This window comes from Rahnella sp. JUb53 (genome assembly GCF_004346065.1).
Taxonomy (GTDB): domain Bacteria; phylum Pseudomonadota; class Gammaproteobacteria; order Enterobacterales; family Enterobacteriaceae; genus Rahnella; species Rahnella variigena.
The window spans coordinates 223,324-243,633 of the sequence record NZ_SLYT01000009.1 but is presented as its reverse complement, the minus strand read 5'-3'; the positions used below and the strand labels follow the sequence as shown (position 1 = coordinate 243,633).

Below are 20,310 nucleotides of genomic sequence, written 5' to 3'. Positions count from 1 at the left end.
TCTGAGTTTGCGGCGGGCTGGAGAAAGGGTAATTCTGATAGTGAAGGATCCGACATTACTAAGTGAGCGTTGTATCTAATCCTGGGGGCAGGTCACACCATCAACCCGCCTCAAATTGTATGCCGCCTGACAGGGCTGCATTCTTCTACCCATGAATACATCCATCCCAAACAACGACATTCCGCGCCTGCTGCGCAATCTTATCCGCATTGGCACCGTTGCCGAGGTGAATTTAGTTGCGGGTACTTGCCGCGTGAACTCCGGCGGCAACGTCACCGACTGGCTGCATTGGCTGACCTCCCGCGCGGGTCGCTCCCGTTCCTGGTGGGCGCCGTCCATTGGGGAACAGGTTTTGCTGTTCTGCCTGGGCGGCGAGCTGGATACCGCCTTTGTGATGCCTGGTATTTTTTCAGATGACTATCCGGCACCGTCAGCGTCCGCCGATGCTGTACACGTCACCTTCCCTGACGGTGCGGTAATCGAATATGAACCCGAAACCGGCGCGCTGCTGGCAACCGGCATCAAATCCGCCACGGTAAACGCCTCGGACAATGTGTCTGTAACTGCCCCGCTGATCACCTGCACGGCGACAACCCGCATCACGCTCGACACGCCGGAGGTGGTCTGCACTAACAAACTCACCACCGGCACTATCGAGATTAAGCAAGGCGGCAAGATGACAGGAAATCTGACCCACTCTGGCGGCAGCATCACATCAAACGGTGTGGTTGTGCATACCCATAAACACGGCGGCGTCCAGACGGGCGGCGGTCAGACGCAGGTGCCTTCATGACTAACGCCAAATACATCGGCCTGGCTCGCGACACGGGGCATAGCGTCGAAGACCTGGCGCACATTCAGCAGTCAGTCAGCGACATTCTGCGCACGCCCGTCGGTTCCCGCGTCATGCGCCGTGACTATGGTTCATTGCTGTCAGAACTGACTGACCGCCCGCAGAACGCGGCGCTGCGCCTGCAAATCATGGCGGCGTGCTACAGCGCGATCCTAAAATGGGAGCCACGCGTCAGCCTGACCGGCATCACCTTTGAAACGACGTTTGACGGAAAAGGTGTGGTGGAACTCACCGGCACCCGCAAAGACACGTCCGCCGCCATTTCCTTAACCTTACCCTTGAGCTAACCATGGCAACTATCGACCTGAGCCAGTTACCCGCCCCCGACGTGGTGGAGGTGCTGGATTACGAAATCCTTCTGGCTGAACGCAAAGCTACGCTGGTATCGCTTTATCCCGAAGACCAGCAGGCCGCTATTGCCCGCACGCTGACGCTGGAGTCTGAACCGATTGTGAAGCTGCTGGAGGAGAACGCTTACCGCGAAGTGATCCTGCGTCAACGGGTTAACGAGGCCGCGCAGGCGGTGATGCTGGCTTATGCCGCCGGTACTGATCTCGACAATATCGCCGCCACGTTCAGCGTCGAACGCCTGACGATCCCCCCTGCCGATACGGTCAGCGTGCCCGCCGTGGCGGCGGTGATGGAAAGCGATGCTGATTTGCGTATCCGTGCGCAGCAGGCTTTTGAAGGGCTGAGCGTGGCCGGTCCGGCCGGCTCCTATGAGTATCACGGGCGCTCGGCTGACGGGCGGGTGGCGGATATTTCAGTGGTCAGCCCGTCGCCTGCCTGCGTGACGATTTCCGTGCTGGCACAGACCGGCAACGGCACCGCCCCCGCTGACCTGCTGGCGGTGGTTCAGGCCGCGCTCAACGATGAGAACGTGCGCCCCGTGGCTGACCGCGTGACAGTCCAGTCGGCTACGGTGGTGAATTACACCATCGACGCCGTGCTGTATCTGTTCCCTGGTCCGGAAGCCGAACCTATCCGCGAAGCCGCCGAGGCAAAACTGATTGCTTACACCACGGCACAACATCGCTTAGGCCGCGACATCCGCCTGTCCGCCATTTATGCCGCGCTGCACGTTGAAGGCGTGCAGCGGGTGGAGCTGAAAAGCCCCGCTGCTGACATCGAGCTGGATAAAACGCAGGCGTCATTCTGCACCGCGTACACCCTTAAAGTGGGCGGTTACGATGAGTGATCGCCTGCTGCCCGTCGGTTCCTCCGCGCTGGAAGTCGCCGCCGCCGATGCCTGCGCTGCGCTTGAAAACGTACCGGTGCCACTGCGGCAGCTTTGGGATCCGCTGACCTGTCCGGCAAAGTTTTTGCCGTACCTGGCGTGGGCGCTGTCGGTTGACCGATGGGACGAAAACTGGCCTGTCGCCACCAAGCGCCGCGTCATTCAGTCGGCCTGGTTCATTCACTGCCACAAGGGAACCATCGGTGCCATCCGGCGCGTGGTGGAGCCGCTCGGCTACCTGATTAACGTGACCGAGTGGTGGGAAACGAATGACGAACCAGGGACGTTTCGCCTGGACATCGGCGTGCTGGAAACCGGCATCACCGAAGAAATGTATTTAGAAATGGAAAGGCTGATTGCTGACGCTAAACCTGCCAGCCGCCATCTGATCGGGCTGACCATCACCCAGGACATCAAAGGCGATGTTTACATCGGCGCGGCGCAATACCTTGGCGAACTGCTGACCGTTTACCCCGCATAAGAGGACGATATGAGCACATTTAAATCCGTTGTCACCACGCTCGGGCAGTCGCGCATTGCGGCAGCCATTGCGGCGGGAACTGACATCAACATTACGCAGCTTGCCGTCGGTGACGGCAACGGCAAGGCGACCACACCCGTCGCCACGCAGACCAAACTGGTTAAAGAGGTGTACCGCACGCCGCTCAATTCCTTAAAGCTGGATCCGACTCACGGTAACTGGGTGATTGCTGAGGCGGTGATTTCCGCAAGCGTCGGCGGCTTCTGGATGCGTGAAATGGGGCTGTTTGCTGACGACGGTTCGCTGATTGCCGTCTGTAATATGGCGGACACGTACAAGCCAACTTTGGCGGAAGGTTCAGGCCGCACGCAGACGTTGCGGATGGTGATTGCCATCAGCAACACCGAAGCTATCAGCCTGCTGATCGATGACTCGGTGATTATGGCGACTGAACAGTATGTGAATGACCTGCTGGCAGCGCATGAAAAATCCCGTAACCATCCCGACGGCACGCTGACGGCAAAAGGTTTTGTGCAGCTTAACAGCTCGGTCAGCAGTACCAGTGAAACGCTGGCGGCGACGCCAAAGGCGGTGAAGACCGCCAACGACAATGCCAACACCCGCGTACCTTCCACCCGTAAAATAAATAACAAAGCGCTGAGTGCTGATATCACTTTGGCGGCGGCGGACGTCGGGGCAATGAGCAATCTGATGCTGGCAACGGACACGACGAAGGTTAAGCGTCTGGATGACCCGTCCATTATTGACGTCACCAATCCCATCAGTATTTCTGCCACGTTTGAAGACCATCCTCTGGGTGCGACCTATGTCGTTGCCGGTCAGTTGCACAACTGGCGGCGCTACTGGGCGGCGGGTGCGGCGGCCTATCAGCGCCTGATTAATAACGACGGACAGATTTTTGAGCGCATCGGTTCATACACTGCGGCGGGTGGCTGGAAATGGTTCCTCAGTGACAGCGGTTATCCGTTCGGCTGGCGGAAGATTCTGGACAGCGGCAGCATGACGCTGACGGATTTAACGCGGCTGGGCGTCGCCCGATCGGGTGAGAACGCGGATATTACCGGCCTCAGCAAACTTACCGACATTGCGTCCAGCGTTAAAATGGCTGCTAACCTGGAGGTCGCCAGTTCGATCCAGGCTAATTATCGCGTCGGTATCATGAGACCGAATGACTATGAAGCTTACATGTCCTTCACCAGCCGCGTCGGCAAGGTGTCCGCCGCAAATCTTCCCTCTGCGCTGACCTCAATGGGGAATATGTATTTCCGTTTGCCGAATACGCTGACCGATACAGATCCGCACGCTGGGCGCGCGCTGGGTGGCCTGTCCGCTGCCATTTATCCCGCTGGTGAAGGCGTGATGCGTATGGATGCCAGGGATGAAACCGGCACCATTAAAGCCCGTATCGTCTGCGACGGACAAACTGACAGCGTACAAATCGCAAACGGCGTTTTACGGCCTGAGTCAGGTATTACCCTTTCCTCAACGAATGCGAATTCAGTGATCCGCGGGCGTAATGATGCCGTCATTCTGCGTGACCATAACAACGGCAATGTCACCTTGTCAGCCAGTCTGAAGGATGCAGGTTCAGGCACCGGCGGGACGTTGTATCTGGGATATAACAGGGACACTGCCAACATCTTCACGTCGGCGGTTTCCATTGATTCGCCACTGACCATCAATGACACCATGAAGGTCGTTAAAGATGCCACTTTTGCCAGTGCCATGACGGTGGTGGGTGGGTTGACATTAAACACGGCGCTACCTGTTTCCAGTGGTGGCACCGGTGCGAAAACTGCCACCGACGCATTAAAAAACCTGGGCGGACTGCCTAGCAATGGCACAGCCGTCGCGGCGACGAAACTCGCCACCGCACGCAAGATTTCCGGTGTAGCGTTTGATGGCACCAAAGATATCAGCCTCGCTGCCGCTGATGTAAATGCCGTCCCTGCCGCTGGTGGCAACGTGGGGTATCTGAACAACGCGACTCACTACAGCATCAAGCCAGATGTGTGGGAGGGGGTGGGAGGGTTTGCTAATCAGTATGCCCAACCGAATGCCCCGTTCATCGTTCCCTACGGATATAAGGCACCACGGGATGTCAGCTCATATGCGCCGATTGTTAAAGGGGTGATTCAAACCACGAGTTATGGCTATGGCACAGCCATCAGTTTTGGGGCGCTCACCAGCGGCGGGCAGAAATTTGCGACCGCCGTTATTCATGCAATTGGTGATAGTGGGCTTTCGGCATCCTGGTTATTCGATCCAATGGACGGGAGTTTTAGCTGTCCTGGTGCGGTGTATGGTTCAGTCCTGCGTGCGACGAATCCCCCGAATCCAGGTTCGGGTCAGGGAACGCATATCGGATGGAATGAAAGTGGCAGCCAGGGCGAGTCCGTCTTTATCAATAATAAGGGGGGCGGTTCTGGTGGATTTACATTCCGGACGGTCAACGTCAATAACACTCAGCAAACGGGATACGTCAGGTTTAATGGTGTCGGCGACTTAAATGCCCAGGGCAACATCAATGCTGATACCGGTGGCGTTTTCGAGAGGGGGCAGCGGGTTTACAGCCCCAACAACCGGCAGCCGGTCAATACCAATACCGCCAACCTCGGCGGCGGCTGGTGGCGCTGCGGTGACACCGGCATGATTAAGCAGTGGGGCGTCGTCAATAAAGGGAGTCGCGGCTGGTCTACGGTGAATTTTCCCATTCCTTTCCCGAATACCTGCGTCAACGTTCAGGTAACGGCGATCAATGGCGGCGGAGGGACGTTCAACGACAACTTTGGTACGGCACAGATTATTAATAACATCGGTTTCACCTGCGGTCAGGACAGCGGCGGCAGTTACTGGGAAGCCACCGGCTGGTAAGGGGATAACATGAGCAACTATTACAGCGCAATCACGTCAAGTCTTTATGTATACAGCCCGCTCACTAACGGCTTTTATCCGCGTGAACTGCGGGAAGTTTACGACGATGCGGGAAGCTGGCCTGATGATGGCATTGCGGTAAGTGATGTCGTTTACCGTGAATACCAAACCCTTCCCCCGCCGGAAGGGAAAATGCGGGTTGCAGGCACTGACGGGTTGCCCGCCTGGGCAGATATTCCCGCCCCGTCCGTGGCGGAACTGAAAGCCGAGGCAACCGCCACACTGTCAGCCCTGATGGCAAAGGCAAACGCGGCTATCGCGCCTTTGCAGGATGCCGTCGATATTGACGACGCGACGGAGGCGGAACGGGCAAGCCTGACCGCCTGGAAAAAATACCGCATTGCCCTGAACCGGCTGGATTTATCAGCAGCGCCGGATATTGCCTGGCCTGCTTATCCTTTTTAATCATGCTCCGATTAATTATGAGGAGTTAACTCATAAAAGGAGGGATTAGATGGTTATAGATACAGGCATGCGTGGCAATCCGATAAGTACAGATAATGAAGTTGGTAAGTCACATTCTAAAAAGGACATCTCGGCACAGATACATGATATTCAAGAGAAAATTTCAACTGTTCTCGAGCGTATTGCAGAGGGAGGCCTTTCAAAAGAAGAGCAAGCACTGCTGAAACAGCAATTAGAGGCTCTTTATCAACAACTTGCGCAGTTACTGCAAAAACAAATGGAAGAAGGTGGTGATAAAAAAACATCCAGCTCGGGGGAAACGGATAAAAAAATATCCGTGACCCCAAAACTGACAAAGATTGATGTCTTCGCCTGACATGTTCTGAAGGTTTATTACCTCAGCCGTCTCCCTGTTATGGGCGGGGAGACGGCCACGTTGTGCCATTCCCCACACTCCCCTCACGCCGTGCCTGATTGTCCCCAACACGCGATGATTGATTGGCTTATTAATCACAGGAAAAACACCATGGCTGATTATCATCACGGTGTGCGCGTTGTTGAAATCAATGACGGCACCCGCGTTATTTCCACCGTTTCCACCGCCATCATCGGGATGGTCTGCACGGCAGAAGATGCGGACGCCGACGCGTTCCCGCTCGATACGCCGGTGCTTATCACCAACGTACTGACCGCCGCAGGCAAGGCGGGAAAAACCGGCACGCTGCGTTCATCCCTGATGGCAATCGCCAACCAGGCTAAACCGGTTGTCGTCGTTGTCCGCGTCGCAGAGGGCGAAACCGACGCGCAAACCACCTCCAATATCATCGGCGGTTCGGACGAAACCGGCATGTATACCGGCATGAAAGCCCTGCTGTCTGCACAAACTGAACTCGGCGTAAAGCCGCGCATTCTCGGCGTGCCAGGGCTGGATAATCTGGAAGTTGCGACGGCGCTCGGTGCCGTCTGTCAGCAGCTGCGCGCCTTTGGCTACGTCAGCGCCTGGGGATGTAAAACCGTGTCCGATGCCATCAAGTACCGAGACAATTTCAGCCAGCGTGAGCTGATGGTTGTCTGGCCTGATTTCGTGTCCTGGAACACCACCACCAATGCCAGCGATATCGCGCCCGCGACGGCTTACGCGCTCGGCCTGCGTGCCAAAATCGACGCCGAAACCGGCTGGCATAAAACGCTTTCAAACGTCGGCATCAACGGCGTCACCGGCCTGTCTGCCAGCGTCTACTGGGATTTGCAGACCACCGGCACCGATGCCGACCTGCTGAATCAGGCGTGCGTGACCACGCTTATCCGCAAAGACGGCTTTAAGTTTTGGGGGCAGCGCACCTGCTCTGACGATCCGCTGTTCCTGTTTGAGAACTATACCCGCACCGCGCAGGTGCTGGCGGACACCATGGCAGAAGCGCACCTGTGGGCGATGGACAGGCCAATGACCCCGACGCTTATCAAAGACATGATTGCGGGCATTAACGCCAAGCTGCGCGAAATGAAATCTGCCGGTCTGATCATTGATGGTTCCTGCTGGTATGACCCCGAAGCCAACACCGTCGAAACCCTGAAAGCGGGCAAGCTGTTCATTGATTACGACTATACGCCGGTGCCGCCGCTGGAAGATTTGACCCTGCGTCAGCGCATCACCGACCAGTACCTGGCGACGTTCGCCACCTCCGTTAACAGCTAAGAGGCGCTAAAACATGGCACTGCCAAAGAAACTGAAATACCTGAACCTGTTTAACGACGGGAACAGCTACCTCGGCATGGTCAGCGCGCTGACGCTGCCGAAACTCACCCGCAAGCTTGAGAACTACCGCGGCGGCGGCATGACCGGTTCGGCCTCGATTGATTTTGGCCTGGACGATGACGCGCAGACCTTTGAGTGGACGGTGGGCGGGCTTGATGAACTGGTGCTGAAACAGTGGGGCGCGGTGGATGCCGTGCCGCTGCGCTTTGCAGGTTCCTTCCAGCGTGACGACACCGGCGACACCTCCGCCGTGGAAGTCACCCTGCGCGGACGCCATAAAGAAATGGATTTCGGCGAGTACAAACAGGGTGAGGACACCGAAACCAAAATCACCACCCAGTGCACCTATTTCAAGCTCACGATTGACGGCAAAGACGTGATTGAAGTCGATACCGTGAACATGGTGGAAATCGTCGGCGGCGTTGACCGCGTGGCGGAGCACCGCAAAAACATCGGCCTGTAATCAGTAACCCGCGCCGGACACCGGCGCTTCACTCCCTTTTGAATAAGAGACACCGCTATGTCAGAACAGAATGAAAACATCGTTATCCTGGAAGAACCGATCAAACGCGGCGACACCCTGATCACGCAGATTGAAATCATCAAACCGAACGCCGGACACCTGCGCGGGATTGGCCTGGCGGCGCTGGCGAATGCCGACGTTGACGCGCTGACCGTGATCCTGCCGCGCATTACCGTCCCGAACCTGACCACTCAGGACTGCAAAAGCCTGCATCTGCCCGACCTGATTGCCATGGCGGGCAAGGTGATCGGTTTTTTATCGCCGAAATCGGAACAGTAACACTTCCGGCGGCACTGACCGTTGATGACCTGATGGCGGACGTGGCGGTGATTTTTCACTGGCCGCCGTCAGAACTGAACCCGATGACGCTGACCGAGCTGCTGGTGTGGCGTCATAAGGCCATGCAGCGCAGCGGAGCCACCGACAGTGAGTAACGTAAAGTTAGAGGTGTTGTTAAAGGCGGTTGACCAGGCGACCCGCCCGTTTAAAGCGGTGCAGAACGCCAGTAAGGCGCTGTCCGGAGATATCCGTAATTCACAAAACACGCTCAAAGACCTGAACGCCCAGGCCGGAAAGATTGACGGTTTCAGGAAATCCAGCGCGCAGCTTGCCGTCACCGGTCAGAAACTCAAAGACGCCAAAGCGGAAGCGGCGGCGCTGGCTATCCAGTTCAAAAACACCGCCAACCCGACCCGCGCCCAGGCGCAGGCGATGGAGTCCGCGAAGCGTACCGCCGCGCAGTTGCAGACCCAGTTCAACGGGCTGCGGCAGTCGGTGCAGCGTCAGCGCACGGAACTCAGCCAGGCGGGCATCAGCACGCGCACGCTGTCTGACTCTGAGCGCCGCCTGAAAACCTCCATCAGTGAAACCACCGCACAGCTCAACCGCCAGCGCGAATCCCTGGCACGCGTCAGCGCGCAGCAGGCCAAACTCAACGCGGTGAAAGGGCGGTATCAGGAGGGTAAACAATTCGCCGGTAGCGTGACGGGTGCGGGGGCTGCGGGCGTCGGGATTGCGACGGCGGGCACGGTAGCCGGTGCCGGGATGCTCAAGCCCGGATATGACTTTGCCCTGAAAAACTCAGAGTTACAGGCGACGTTAGGATTAGAAAAAGACTCTGCCGATATGACCGCCCTGCGCACTCAGGCGCGGCAGCTCGGCGACAATACCGCCGCCTCTGCCGACGATGCCGCCGCCGCGCAAATCATTGTCGCCAAATCCGGCGCGGACAAGGACGGCATTCTGGCGGCGACGCCGACCATCCTGAATCTGTCCCTGGCAAACAAGCGCACCATGGAGGAAAACGCCACCCTGCTGATGGGCGTGAAGTCCGCGTTTGGCATGACCAATGACACCGTGTCACACATCGGCGACGTGCTTTCTACGGCAATGAATAAATCTGCCGCCACCTTTGACGGGCTGTCATACACCATGACCTATGCCGCGCCGGTGGCAAAACAGGCCGGTATCAGCGTCGAAGAAACCGCCGCGATGGCTGCCGCCCTGGCGGATGCCAAAATCACCGGTTCAATGGCGGGTACTGGCAGTCGCGCTGTCATTACCCGCCTGCAGGCACCTACGGGCACCGCCGCCGCCGCACTGGGTGAGCTGAAGGTGAAAACGGCGGACAGCAAAGGCAACATGCGCCCGCTGTTTACCATCCTGAAAGAAATGCAAAAGAGCTTTGAGAAAAATAAGCTTGGTGATGCACAGCGGGCGCAGTACATGAAAGCCGTCTTTGGCGAGGAAGCCAGTTCAGCGGCGATGGTGCTGATGGACGGAGCAACGTCGGGCAAGCTCGACAAACTTACCCAGGCATTCAAAACCTCGGACGGAAAAACCAAGGCGCTGGTGGAGGTGATGCAGAACAACCTCGGCGGCGACTTTAAGGAATTTCAGTCAGCTTATGAGGCCGTCGGAACCGACCTGTTCGATCAGCAGGATTCCTCCCTGCGCAAACTGGTGCAGACCGCCACCGGCTACGTGCTGAAACTCGATAAGTGGATTGTGAACAATAAAGCCCTGGCGACGACGCTCGGCAAAATTGCGGGCGGTGCGCTGCTGATTATCGGCGCGCTCGGCGTGTTTGGTCTGGTGGCGGGTCCGGTTATCAGCGGTATTAATCTGATCGTAGCTGCTGCCAGTACGCTCTGGACAGTTCTGACCATAGCAGGCGGAGCAATAGCCACGGTTATCGGCGGGTTAAGTATGCCCCTGTGGGCTGTGGGAGGGATCATTGTTGGTGTGGGCGCGTTGTTTGTCGCCGGTGCGCTGCTTATCCGTAAATACTGGGAGCCGATCAGCGCGTTCTTCGCGGGGGTGATTGAAGGGCTCGGCATTGCGTTCGCGCCGGTGAAGGAACTCTTTGCGCCGCTCAAGCCGGTGTTTGACTGGCTGGGCGACAAACTAAAAATGGTCTGGCAGTGGTTCAAAGACCTGATTGAACCGGTGAAATCCACGCAGGACACGCTGAACAACTGCAAGGACACAGGCGTGATGTTCGGGCAGGCCATCGCCAACGCGCTGACCGCGCCGTTACAGGCGTTTAATAAACTGCGTTCGGGCGTGGACTGGTTGCTGGAGAAGCTCGGCATCATCAAGGATGAATCCGCAGACATTGATAAAACGGCGGACAAAGCTGACCGGCGTTCCAGGCAAAACGGCGATACGGATCCGGCAGAACATCCGCTGGATAACCCCGCGCCTGTCACCCCGCCACCGACTGGCGGCCTTCTGGGCGGCGGTTACACGCCGGTATCTGTCGGCGGCGGGCGCAGCTATATCGACCGCAGCACGCACCATTACACCATTGCCGCCGGTGCCGGTTTAGGCGTCCAGGATACCAGTCGTCAGATCCGCGCCGAGCTGGAAGCCCGTGACCGCGCACGCGCCGCACAGCAACGTTCCCGCATGGATAATGATTAAGGAGATATCCGCATGATGTTAACGCTCGGGCTGTTTGTGTTTCAGTTGCAGACCGTCCCCTATCAAAGTTTGCAGCGCGACGTCGATTACCGCTGGCCTGCGAATAACCGCGTCGGCCTGCGTCCGCTGCCGCAGTTCCTTGGCGTGAATGAGGAGAAAATTACCCTGTCCGGCGTGCTGATGCCGGAAATCACCGGCGGAAAATTATCGCTGATGGCACTTAACCTGATGGCTGACGAGGGCAAGGCGTGGCCTCTGCTGGAAGGCAGCGGCACCATTTACGGGATGTTCGTGGTGAAAAGCGTCAGCGAAACCCACACGGAACATTTTTCCAACGGAGCCGCCCGCCGGATTGAATTCACGCTGACGCTGACCCGCGTGGATGAATCACTGGCGGCGATGTTCGGCGATATGAAAGCCCAGGCCGACGGGCTGCTGGATCAGGCAGGTGGTTTAACCGGACAGCTTGGGGGGCTGCTGTGATTACAAATATGACCATCGGAGCCGGTGCGCTGTTTGCTCCGGACTACACGGTGACCGTCGGCGGCAAAGACATCACACAGGACGTCAGCAACCGGCTGATCTCGCTGACGCTCACAGATAATCGTGGCTTTGAGGCTGACCAGCTCGACATTGAGCTGAGCGACACGGACGGCCTGCTGGACATGCCGCCACGCGGCGCGGTGATTAATATCGCGCTCGGCTGGAAAGGTCAGGCACTGACGAACAAAGGCGACTTTACCGTGGATGAGGTAGAGCATCGCGGCACGCCGGACACGCTGACCATCCGCGCCCGCAGTGCGGACTATCGCGGCAGCCTGAATTCCCGCCGCGACAGCTCCTATCACGACACGACGCTGGAAGCGGTGGTGTCCGCCGTGGCGGCGCGCAACAACCTCAAACCCGCGATTGCTGAACCTTTCAGGGGCGTGCCGGTGTCGCACATCGACCAGACCCAGGAAACGGACGCGAAATTTATCACGCGCCTGGCGGAGCTGAACGGCGCGGTTGTCGCCATCAAGGCGGGCAGCCTGCTGTTTATCAAGCCTGGTGCGGCAAAGACTGCCAGCGGGAAACCCATCCCGCAGATGACGATTATCCGCAGCGACGGCGACGGGCACACGTTTAATATCGCTGACCGTGGAGCCTATACCGGCGTATCGGCAAGCTGGCTGCATACCAAAGACCCGAAGCCGAAAAAGGTGAAGGTGCAGCGGAAACCGAAAGTGCAGTACCTGCGTGCCCTGCAACATCCGAAGGCGAAGAAGGTCAGCGCAAAGGTGCAGAAAACGCCAGAGGCGAAAGAAGGCGATTACCTGGCGGGCAGTGAAGACAATGTGTTTACCCTCACTACCGTCTACGCCACGCAGAAAGCGGCCATGCGTGCAGCCCAGGCGAAGTGGGACAAACTCCAGCGCGGTGTCGCGGAGTTCTCGATCTCCCTGGCTCGCGGGCGGGCCGATTTATTTCCTGAAACGCCGGTGGCGGTGTCCGGATTTAAATCCGTGATCGACGCGCAGCCCTGGATAATCAGCAAGGTGACGCACAGCCTGGGCGGCAGTGGCTTTGTGACGGTGCTGAATCTGGAGGTATTGTTGTCGGATGTGAGTTATGAGGCGAGCGGGGGCGATAGCTTGTGAATGATGAATGCACAGTTTCTTTATGAGTTTCTAAAAATTATTCAGAAACAATAAAATAACCTAATTACTTCAGGGAAGAGTACGTATATAAGAAGGCAAACCCATACAGCCTTCATAAACCAACGGGCACGACGCCAGATATAGCGTTCCCTTTCGTCAGCGTCACGGATCGCGCTTTGTATATCGTCCTGATTTGTCATCTCGTCTGCCTTGTGGAATTTGTCACCTGTAATGTAAAACACTGTAATCCCGGATGTATGTTTTGAGCAATAACATACAATGATTGCATCTGATTAAAAATGATTATATGGTGATTATTATGATGCACTGCCCGAAATGCCAGCACGCCGCCCACGCCCGTTCAAGTCGTTACCTGAGCATCAACACCAAAGAACGTTATCACCAGTGCCAGAATATTAATTGCAGCTGCACGTTCAAAACTCATGAGTCGATTGCTGACATCATTGTTGAGCCTGGGACGGTTCACGCCGTGCAGTTGCATCCAGACAAACACAGCCAGCAATCCCTACAGATGCACTAAAGAAAAAACCCCGAATAAACGGGGTTTAGTTGTCGATGTGGTCAATGTGTGGACACTGAAATGAATAAATCCATTTAATTCATGTAGTTAATATCGTTTCCTAAGGCACAAAAATGTGCCTTTTTTACCATTTTTTTTTCCTGCACTTACAACGCGATCACTATAAATCAATGAGTTATATGCGGTGTGTATTTGACGCCAATGCTGGCCTGAGCCGGGCGGGTAAATGACTGCGTCGGTAAAATCAACGATTACCTCCCTGGAATATCGTTATCCCATCCGAAATATAATCAATAGCCTTTTGGCTGGCTATTATCGTTTCCCCGCCTACTATTATCTGTGAGCATTACTTCTGGGGCGGTTCTGCACCCTTTTTGCTCATTATTTTTAATGATTAATTTTTCTGGGGAAGGATATATTTTTGAAAACAAAAATGAAGTTATTTCTCTTTAGTGGGATCGCTGGCAGCTATGGGTTATTTAACCCTGTGAATGCTCTGGCAGCCTGTAGTCCCGCAGCGGGGAATGACGTAAGCATAATCTGTGATGGAATAATAAATACGCAGCAATCCTTTACTGATGCAAGCGGTATCACAGCGACGATTATTCCTCGTACGCAAATTGCTCTTACTGCACAGGATACGCCTGCTTTTTATTTCACTACCTCATCCAGCAGCCTTCAAAACCAGGGCAATATTACAACTGACGCTATCACCAGTGATGGTGTGGCTTTAGAAACCCTCAGTGGGTTCACTTTAATCAACGACGCCTTCGTAGGCACTTCGGGCAGCAATTCCAACGCCGTCCATCTGTCTGGTGTTTTTGATAGCACGATTACCAATAATGGACAGTTAAGTACAACGGGGAACGTCAGTTCAGGGATCCTGTTAGATGCAAACATCGGCAATAGCACCTTAAATAACAATGGAGTTATTACCACTACCGGTGCTCAATCCCATGGTATCTGGGTAACAGGAGAGAGCCGGAACATCACAATTAACAATAGCGGAAGCATCACAGCAAACGGCCCGAGCGGTTCCGGTATCTTCGTTGATACGGCCACAACTACGGCTGACGACGTCGCGGTGGTAAACCGCTCCTCAGGTGTGATCTACTCTGAGACTGACGATGGTATTAACTTTAGCCGTGATTCAACCGGTACCATTGATAACGCTGGGATAATTGAAGCGGCAGACAGTGGCATTTCGTTGCAAGATAACGCGCAAGTTTCACACATTATCAACGATGGGATTATTGCTGCCGGGCGCGGAGGGATTACCCTTGACGATACCAGCGGAACCAATTTACTGCTTAACCGCGGCGTTATTGGTTCAATCGAAGGGGATGCGATCCGTGTCAGCGAAACCAGCACCGTGAATAACGGCATCAATAATGAAGGCATTATTATTGGCAGGGTTGATGCTCCCACAACGAATATGAGCAACAGTGGTCTGTTTGATTTGCTCAATAATAATTCCCCTTCACGAGTCGCCAACTACAGCCAGTCTTCAGATGCCTTCTTAGCTCTGCAGGCTGAGAATGCCACTAATTATGGGCAACTTCAGGTTGGCGGAACGGCATCGCTGGCGGGTAATACCATTGTGGTCACCAATGGTAGCCTGGACTTTAGCAATGGTGATGTATTGAGTGATGTGGTTACCGCCCCGAGTATTGTGGGCACACCGACATCGGTGATTGATGACTCTCTGCGCTTCCAGTTTGTGCAGGAGCTGACGCCCACGAGTTACTCATTACGCATCGTCGATACGGGACTTACCAGCGTAAAAGAAGCGGTCACCACGCAAACCGCCTCACCGACGGCTTCCCGTATCGGTGGCGCTATCGACCAGATTATAGCCAAAACGACTTCCGCTGGCGAAGGCACTGGTTCGGGTACTATTCCCGGCACAACCCCTGAAACCAGTGGCAACGGTAACGAGTCCAGCTATTGCTCTGGCGCGTTAGGAGCGACGGTCTGTGCCATCACGTCCTCATCCAATGCACAACAGGTTTACCGTAACGTGGTGCAGTTAGGGCCGTTGATGAACGGTATGCTGCCCTATGCCGAGTTAAATAATGCGCGTGCCTTTGGCGATATTGTGGACTCTCGTCAGGACTCCGTGCGTGAGTTTGGTCAATACGAAGAGTTTAATCCCGAGAAGTACTTATGGATCAGACCGGTAGGTCGCTGGGATAACCAGGAACAACGTGGTGGTCTGGATGGTTATAAATCTGATACTCGCGGTATCGCCATTGGTGCCGATGTGCCGGTATTAGAACAGCTTCGCGTGGGCGTGGCAGTGGGCACCAGCCGCACCGATGTGAAGGATACTTCAGACGATTTCCGCCATGATGCGCAGATTGAAAGCTGGAATACTTTGCTTTATGGCAGCTTTGACTTCACCCCGGCCACATCTCTGACCTGGAAAGCGGGCTACGGCCGCGACACCGTTGACGGTAATCGTTACCTGAACATCATTAACCCGTCTTCGTCTGACCTGGCTTTTGGCGGTGTGGCGCGTTCCAGCTATGACAGCCATAACGTGCAGGCGGGCCTCGGTTTACAGAGCATCTTCAATCTGACTGACAATTTGACCCTGACGCCGATAGTGCGTGGCGACTACTACAGTATCAAGGACAAAGGTTACACCGAGAAAAATGCCAGCGATCTGAGCCTGGATGTGGATGGGCAGACCCTTGAAGCGATGATTGTTTCCACCAAAGCCAAGCTGGGTTTACAGGTGTCTGACATTGTCAATGTGCATGCGACGGCTGGTGTGGGGTATGACACCATCAATGATCGTAGCGCCAACCGAATCGCATTTACCGGCAGCCCTGATACCCCGATCACCTACCAGAGCATGGAGCAGAGCCCGTGGATTGGGATGGCGGGTGTAGGCGTGACCGCCAAGTTCACTGACCAACTGGACGGCACCGTTCAGTACGATTCAGAGCAACGCTCCAGCTTCTTCAGCCAAAGCGTTGCCGTTAAGGTGCGTTACGCTTTCTGATAACAACCTGAATTCACTGACTCACCTAAGCCACCCGCATCCGCAGGTGGCTTTTTTCTTGCCTTACTCCAGAGGGCTATTATGGGGTCCGCCCGGGAAACGAAGAATATCCTACGCTAAGCCTTCTTTTATGCAGACAGCCCAGGCGAGGTGGGACCAACTCCAGCCCCGCCCCCTCAATGGATTGAAGGAAATTGCGTCCTGCAGGAAGTCCGGAGTATTGAAAGCATATAAATATAATTACTTTAAGAATCAACATATAACGAAACATTTAATTCTCATGACTTGAAAGGTTCCTTTATGCGGCTTATGCTCTGGTCATAAGGGAAAGGAACCATTTTGATGGATCATGATTTAGACACGTTACTTAACATGCATGGTACTAAGTACACATACGATTGCGGCTACTGGTTTGAGATAGTGGCTTATCAGGTAGAAGTCACATCATCCAGACCACATGGGATTCGTTACTCACTGACGTTTCATGATCACCATAATCAACGCATCTATGGGATGGATAACTCTCACGCAGTCGCCCCCACGAAGCAGGGAATGTACCGTGGCAGAATCCAGGAGTGGGATCACCTTCACCAATCCATCAGCGACAAAGGCACTCCATATGAATTTGTTAATGCTGCACAACTGATGGAAGATTTTTTCTCAGCGATTGACAAAATTATCGCCGGAATTTCAGAGTAAATGACATCACGTCACAGAGGTAAATTATGAAAGCACTCATCGGTATTATGCCAGAAAGCATGTTCCGCGAGCGTGTGATGGCTATTGCCAGAGGTCAGTACGTGCCGGCGGAAGGAGAACCTAAAGTATGGTTTTCTTCACTGGTAGCCCTGGGCCAGATCCTGAACAATGACAACATAGCACTGCTCTGCCAGATGGACAGTGAGAAACCGGAAACGATCAGTGAGTTGGCCAAAATCTCAGGCCGCGAAGTTAGCAATCTGTCAACCACCCTTAGTAGCCTTGAAAAACATGGATTTATTAAGAAAGTGAAAAATAAAGGTTCTGTTAAACCAGTGGCTATATTCACAGAGTTTGAGATTAGAACCGAAAGGTTCCCCCCTAAAGAACAGCGGGCGGCAGCATAAGAATACCCCGCTTAGCACTGAGAGATCCCCACAAACTCAGTGCTAATAAACCATCACCATACTTCGGTAGGCTCTGGCCAGGTGGGTAAGAATAGTGTCCAGCACCATTCTTTTTAAAACTAGCCCGCAAAAGAGGAGTTACTTGTCGTTATCTTTGATGTAAACGATGCGGGCAAAATCCATCGATTTCGGTGGGTAGCTCTTTAAGGAGCCAAACATGCATTTTGCGCATGGTTTTGCATGATCCCTAAAGTATCAAAACATTCCTGTTCGCCGTTCAGGCTTGGCTTTGAGGCGTACTAACAGATGCATTAAAAACAGTGAGCCGAGTCGGAAGCGCGTAGCCGGGTAACATTGCGAGCGCCGAGGTTCGAGATGTACATTTCGGGACGTAGATGAGGTTTAAGGCAGATACGTCTTGAACATAAGGATCGCTTCGCATCTTGGCATATAGATGATCCCGTCCGGCTTACCGTTTGGTGCGTAAATGAACAGGTTGCAGCCACCGTCTAATGGTTCACGCTGTTCAGTTGCATCCTGATAAACATCAGCAGCAATCCTTCCTGATGCACTAAAGCAAAAGCCCCGAATAAACGGGGCTTACTTGTCAATGTGACTAGTGTCTGGGCACTAAAATGAAAAAATACATTTAATTCATATTATTAAATTCGATTTTAGGCACAAAGATTATGCGTTTCAGTGAGGTTTTTTACATCATAGGCTGCGCGCTGGCTATGCCGTCGCCCTTTCGTTCCAGGCATCACTGTGTTGAATGTTTCCATCGAGGTAGAGCCAGGTAATCTTCTCATAACGAAATTCTGCGATTTCCATATGATTAAATTTTTCTCTTGCAGGATCTTTGATATCGAACATCACGGGCATCAGGTTAACGACTCTCACGTTTTCCAGCAGAATAGTAAAATATACCACCTCTTGCCCTGCATCGTTGATTCGATAATATTTCAGTTCCACACGCTTCAGCGTTTTCCCCGTAGAAAGCGCTTTGTAGAGATAGAGGGAAGATGAATCGATTTCTTTTTCTATCAGGAATGGCAGGTGCTGGCAGGTTCCGGTGAATTTACCGTTATGGTTATCGGTTGGTATATGTACACTGTGATGCAGTCCTGACACTTCCACACTGTATTCACGGCCTCGAATGTCAACGCCACCCTTAATAATATTGCCGCCATCATCATACAAAAACATATAAACAGGAATGCCCATATTAATTGTCCTCTGCAAATCCGTTTGATTGCCCGATAGCATTCACAATAGTATCGATACACGCTTTGCTGTTCGGAACCTTATAAAGAGCCTGAATTGCATCAACGACATATTGGTTAAATTCCGGTTCTTTGATGCTATAAAAGGGTAAAGCACATACATTATCGGTACTGAAGGGTAAAGCCCCACCTTTAAGAAGGGAGAGCACACCTGCGGGATTATGTGGAATTGCCGTGGCAGCGGCAGTAGCAAGCGACTCCGCTGAATCAGCATCACTACCGGGCGCTAATAATGCAGCCACGTCCAGCCAGTTTTGTTCACCACTGCCTATTTTAGTCAGCACATACAGCCATTGGGATTCGCCATCTTTGTACAAATCGGTGATAACCGCTCTGGCGCCCTGAGTTTTGATCTGCTGAGTTAACTCCACGGATGTTATTTGGGTCGTGGCGGCTGCTGAAAAAGAAAGTAAAAGCAAAAGAGAGAATACAATTTTCATTTGACCACCAAGATCGTGTCACCACTGTTCATGATTTGTTCGCGATTACTTACGCCATCGATGATAATGCAACCATTCGATGCAGTACGCCCCCCACTCCTTGAGCCGCCATGGATACGGAATAGATCTCGCCCATACGTATTAGTCCCCAGAATAGGCTCCAGAATAATAGTGACTGGCGTGACGGTGTTATGCGCACCCGTTATACGATAATACCCTTTTGGGATCGGACCCTGACTATTCACTGACTCCATAGCTGGATTATTTATCCCGGCACCGTGCCCACTATAACCCTGTCTGAAAAGTTGTCCGTTATGTTTCAATTCACCCGTGCTTTGGTTATATTCCCACGTCATAATATTCATCCTTGTAAAATAAGAACGCATTACCTATTCATTTAAAAAACTCACTTACTCATTGAATAATCATCCGCCACTTCAAAAACATACTCTTATAAAATAGCTATTACCACATGAAAAAACGATACTCGTTAATTATTCATGAGTTGAATTAAGTATTTATTTACCACACTGTTCATTGATTAAAAATATATTCGATAATGACATACAAAAACGGCTTCCATTAGGAAGCCGTTGCAAAAATACTCGTTGTGAATCGCTACTCGTCCAGCATCACAACCTTGCCAACATACGGCAGATGACGATAACGCTGGGCGTAGTCGATGCCGTAACCGACAACGAATTCGTCGGGGATCGGGAAGCCGACGTATTCGACTTTAACGTCAACTTCGCGGCGTTCCGGTTTATCCAGCAGGGTGCAGATAGCCAGAGATTTCGGGCCGCGCAATTGCAGGATTTCACGCACTTTGCTCAGCGTATTGCCGGAGTCGATGATGTCTTCGACGATCAACACATCTTTACCACGAATGTCTTCGTCGAGATCTTTAAGGATCTTCACGTCGCGGGTGGTGGACATGCCGTTGCCGTAGCTTGAGGCGGTCATGAAGTCCACTTCGTGCGGTACATCCACGGCGCGACACAGGTCAGCCATGAACATGAACGAACCGCGCAGCAATCCAACCAGCACCATTTCGCTGCCGCTGTCGCGGTAGTGTTCGGTGATTTCACGGCCCAACTCGGCAATTCGGGTTTTGACTTCCTGTTCGGAAATCATGACGTCAACGCGATGTTTCAT

At 53.7% G+C, this 20,310-nt stretch carries 22 protein-coding genes; 18 read left to right on the top strand and 4 right to left on the bottom strand.

The window, feature by feature from the left end:
* Nucleotides 1-151: 151 nt before the first annotated feature.
* The 18 genes from EC840_RS20085 (at nt 152) to EC840_RS19990 (ending at nt 17,432) form a co-directional block, all read left to right on the top strand.
* Nucleotides 152-793, top strand: a complete 642-nt coding sequence (locus EC840_RS20085; RefSeq protein WP_132966749.1) for a phage baseplate assembly protein V — start codon at nt 152-154, stop codon at nt 791-793.
* Complete coding sequence (locus tag EC840_RS20080; RefSeq protein ID WP_132966747.1) at nt 790-1,140, top strand: GPW/gp25 family protein; 351 nt, start codon at nt 790-792, stop codon at nt 1,138-1,140. The genes EC840_RS20085 and EC840_RS20080 overlap by 4 nt, the downstream gene beginning before the upstream one ends.
* Before the next feature lie 2 nt (nt 1,141-1,142).
* Nucleotides 1,143-2,051: a baseplate assembly protein gene (locus EC840_RS20075; RefSeq protein WP_132966745.1), complete on the top strand. Its 909-nt coding sequence runs from the start codon at nt 1,143-1,145 to the stop codon at nt 2,049-2,051.
* Nucleotides 2,044-2,571, top strand: coding sequence for a phage tail protein I (locus EC840_RS20070; RefSeq protein ID WP_132966743.1), 528 nt, complete (start codon nt 2,044-2,046; stop codon nt 2,569-2,571). Before EC840_RS20075 ends, EC840_RS20070 begins: the two co-directional genes overlap by 8 nt.
* A 9-nt stretch (nt 2,572-2,580) precedes the next feature.
* The gene (locus EC840_RS25580) at nt 2,581-5,466 is read left to right on the top strand and encodes a phage tail protein (RefSeq protein WP_243701098.1); all 2,886 of its coding nucleotides are present in this window, start codon (nt 2,581-2,583) and stop codon (nt 5,464-5,466) included.
* 9 nt (nt 5,467-5,475) lie between these two features.
* Entirely contained in the window at nt 5,476-5,931 is a 456-nt protein-coding gene (locus EC840_RS20050) for a tail fiber assembly protein (RefSeq protein ID WP_132966741.1), read from the top strand.
* A gap of 49 nt (nt 5,932-5,980) precedes the next feature.
* Nucleotides 5,981-6,307 carry a hypothetical protein gene (locus EC840_RS20045; RefSeq protein WP_113876564.1) on the top strand — a complete coding sequence of 109 codons (327 nt, stop codon included), beginning with the start codon at nt 5,981-5,983 and terminating at the stop codon, nt 6,305-6,307.
* Between the two features lie 150 nt (nt 6,308-6,457).
* Nucleotides 6,458-7,627, top strand: coding sequence for a phage tail sheath protein (locus EC840_RS20040; protein ID WP_132966739.1), 1,170 nt, complete (start codon nt 6,458-6,460; stop codon nt 7,625-7,627).
* Nucleotides 7,628-7,640: 13 nt separating this feature from the next.
* Nucleotides 7,641-8,150, top strand: coding sequence for a phage major tail tube protein (locus tag EC840_RS20035; RefSeq protein ID WP_132966738.1), 510 nt, complete (start codon nt 7,641-7,643; stop codon nt 8,148-8,150).
* 57 nt (nt 8,151-8,207) lie between these two features.
* Nucleotides 8,208-8,489 (top strand): phage tail assembly protein, encoded by a 282-nt coding sequence (locus EC840_RS20030; RefSeq protein WP_120349675.1) that lies wholly within the window; start codon nt 8,208-8,210, stop codon nt 8,487-8,489.
* A 32-nt stretch (nt 8,490-8,521) separates the two neighbouring features.
* Nucleotides 8,522-8,644, top strand: a complete 123-nt coding sequence (locus EC840_RS20025; protein WP_112150974.1) for a GpE family phage tail protein — start codon at nt 8,522-8,524, stop codon at nt 8,642-8,644.
* Nucleotides 8,637-11,135, top strand: a complete 2,499-nt coding sequence (locus EC840_RS20020; protein ID WP_132966736.1) for a phage tail tape measure protein — start codon at nt 8,637-8,639, stop codon at nt 11,133-11,135. Before EC840_RS20025 ends, EC840_RS20020 begins: the two co-directional genes overlap by 8 nt.
* A gap of 12 nt (nt 11,136-11,147) precedes the next feature.
* On the top strand, nt 11,148-11,618 hold the full coding sequence (locus EC840_RS20015; protein WP_132966734.1) for a phage tail protein: 471 nt from the start codon (nt 11,148-11,150) through the stop codon (nt 11,616-11,618).
* The gene (locus EC840_RS20010; protein WP_132966732.1) at nt 11,615-12,775 is read left to right on the top strand and encodes a phage late control D family protein; all 1,161 of its coding nucleotides are present in this window, start codon (nt 11,615-11,617) and stop codon (nt 12,773-12,775) included. The genes EC840_RS20015 and EC840_RS20010 overlap by 4 nt, the downstream gene beginning before the upstream one ends.
* A gap of 319 nt (nt 12,776-13,094) precedes the next feature.
* The gene (locus EC840_RS20005) at nt 13,095-13,316 is read left to right on the top strand and encodes a DNA-binding transcriptional regulator (RefSeq protein ID WP_112151099.1); all 222 of its coding nucleotides are present in this window, start codon (nt 13,095-13,097) and stop codon (nt 13,314-13,316) included.
* 1,084 nt (nt 13,317-14,400) lie between these two features.
* Nucleotides 14,401-16,326 (top strand): autotransporter outer membrane beta-barrel domain-containing protein, encoded by a 1,926-nt coding sequence (locus EC840_RS20000; RefSeq protein WP_207914776.1) that lies wholly within the window; start codon nt 14,401-14,403, stop codon nt 16,324-16,326.
* A 342-nt stretch (nt 16,327-16,668) separates the two neighbouring features.
* Nucleotides 16,669-17,025, top strand: a complete 357-nt coding sequence (locus EC840_RS19995; RefSeq protein WP_181955503.1) for a DUF6516 family protein — start codon at nt 16,669-16,671, stop codon at nt 17,023-17,025.
* 26 nt (nt 17,026-17,051) lie between these two features.
* Nucleotides 17,052-17,432 (top strand): MarR family transcriptional regulator, encoded by a 381-nt coding sequence (locus tag EC840_RS19990; protein WP_132966726.1) that lies wholly within the window; start codon nt 17,052-17,054, stop codon nt 17,430-17,432.
* Nucleotides 17,433-18,164: 732 nt separating this feature from the next.
* On the opposite strand, the gene tssD is transcribed toward EC840_RS19990, so the two are convergent.
* From tssD to hpt, 4 genes are all read right to left on the bottom strand, one after another.
* Nucleotides 18,165-18,656: a type VI secretion system tube protein TssD gene (tssD, locus tag EC840_RS19985; RefSeq protein ID WP_113876379.1), complete on the bottom strand. Its 492-nt coding sequence runs from the start codon at nt 18,654-18,656 to the stop codon at nt 18,165-18,167.
* 1 nt (nt 18,657) lies between these two features.
* On the bottom strand, nt 18,658-19,155 hold the full coding sequence (locus tag EC840_RS19980; RefSeq protein ID WP_240783369.1) for a hypothetical protein: 498 nt from the start codon (nt 19,153-19,155) through the stop codon (nt 18,658-18,660).
* Nucleotides 19,152-19,511, bottom strand: a complete 360-nt coding sequence (locus EC840_RS19975; RefSeq protein WP_113876378.1) for a tlde1 domain-containing protein — start codon at nt 19,509-19,511, stop codon at nt 19,152-19,154. Before EC840_RS19975 ends, EC840_RS19980 begins: the two co-directional genes overlap by 4 nt.
* A 262-nt stretch (nt 19,512-19,773) precedes the next feature.
* Nucleotides 19,774-20,310, bottom strand: coding sequence for a hypoxanthine phosphoribosyltransferase (hpt, locus tag EC840_RS19970; protein ID WP_101075215.1), 537 nt, complete (start codon nt 20,308-20,310; stop codon nt 19,774-19,776).

Bases quoted from the DNA above. Each gene is read 5' to 3' on its own strand.
- EC840_RS20040 (WP_132966739.1), top strand. From the start codon at position 6,458: ATGGCTGATTATCATCACGGTGTGCGCGTTGTTGAAATCAATGACGGC.
- EC840_RS20030 (WP_120349675.1), top strand. From the start codon at position 8,208: ATGTCAGAACAGAATGAAAACATCGTTATCCTGGAAGAACCGATCAAA.
- EC840_RS20025 (WP_112150974.1), top strand. From the start codon at position 8,522: ATGGCGGACGTGGCGGTGATTTTTCACTGGCCGCCGTCAGAACTGAAC.
- EC840_RS20070 (WP_132966743.1), top strand. From the start codon at position 2,044: ATGAGTGATCGCCTGCTGCCCGTCGGTTCCTCCGCGCTGGAAGTCGCC.
- EC840_RS20085 (WP_132966749.1), top strand. From the start codon at position 152: ATGAATACATCCATCCCAAACAACGACATTCCGCGCCTGCTGCGCAAT.
- EC840_RS20035 (WP_132966738.1), top strand. From the start codon at position 7,641: ATGGCACTGCCAAAGAAACTGAAATACCTGAACCTGTTTAACGACGGG.
- EC840_RS20005 (WP_112151099.1), top strand. From the start codon at position 13,095: ATGATGCACTGCCCGAAATGCCAGCACGCCGCCCACGCCCGTTCAAGT.
- EC840_RS20050 (WP_132966741.1), top strand. From the start codon at position 5,476: ATGAGCAACTATTACAGCGCAATCACGTCAAGTCTTTATGTATACAGC.
- tssD (WP_113876379.1), bottom strand. From the start codon at position 18,656: ATGGGCATTCCTGTTTATATGTTTTTGTATGATGATGGCGGCAATATT.
- EC840_RS19990 (WP_132966726.1), top strand. From the start codon at position 17,052: ATGAAAGCACTCATCGGTATTATGCCAGAAAGCATGTTCCGCGAGCGT.
- EC840_RS20080 (WP_132966747.1), top strand. From the start codon at position 790: ATGACTAACGCCAAATACATCGGCCTGGCTCGCGACACGGGGCATAGC.
- EC840_RS20075 (WP_132966745.1), top strand. From the start codon at position 1,143: ATGGCAACTATCGACCTGAGCCAGTTACCCGCCCCCGACGTGGTGGAG.
- hpt (WP_101075215.1), bottom strand. From the start codon at position 20,310: ATGAAACATCGCGTTGACGTCATGATTTCCGAACAGGAAGTCAAAACC.
- EC840_RS19980 (WP_240783369.1), bottom strand. From the start codon at position 19,155: ATGAAAATTGTATTCTCTCTTTTGCTTTTACTTTCTTTTTCAGCAGCC.
- EC840_RS20045 (WP_113876564.1), top strand. From the start codon at position 5,981: ATGGTTATAGATACAGGCATGCGTGGCAATCCGATAAGTACAGATAAT.
- EC840_RS25580 (WP_243701098.1), top strand. From the start codon at position 2,581: ATGAGCACATTTAAATCCGTTGTCACCACGCTCGGGCAGTCGCGCATT.
- EC840_RS19975 (WP_113876378.1), bottom strand. From the start codon at position 19,511: ATGACGTGGGAATATAACCAAAGCACGGGTGAATTGAAACATAACGGA.
- EC840_RS20015 (WP_132966734.1), top strand. From the start codon at position 11,148: ATGATGTTAACGCTCGGGCTGTTTGTGTTTCAGTTGCAGACCGTCCCC.
- EC840_RS19995 (WP_181955503.1), top strand. From the start codon at position 16,669: ATGGATCATGATTTAGACACGTTACTTAACATGCATGGTACTAAGTAC.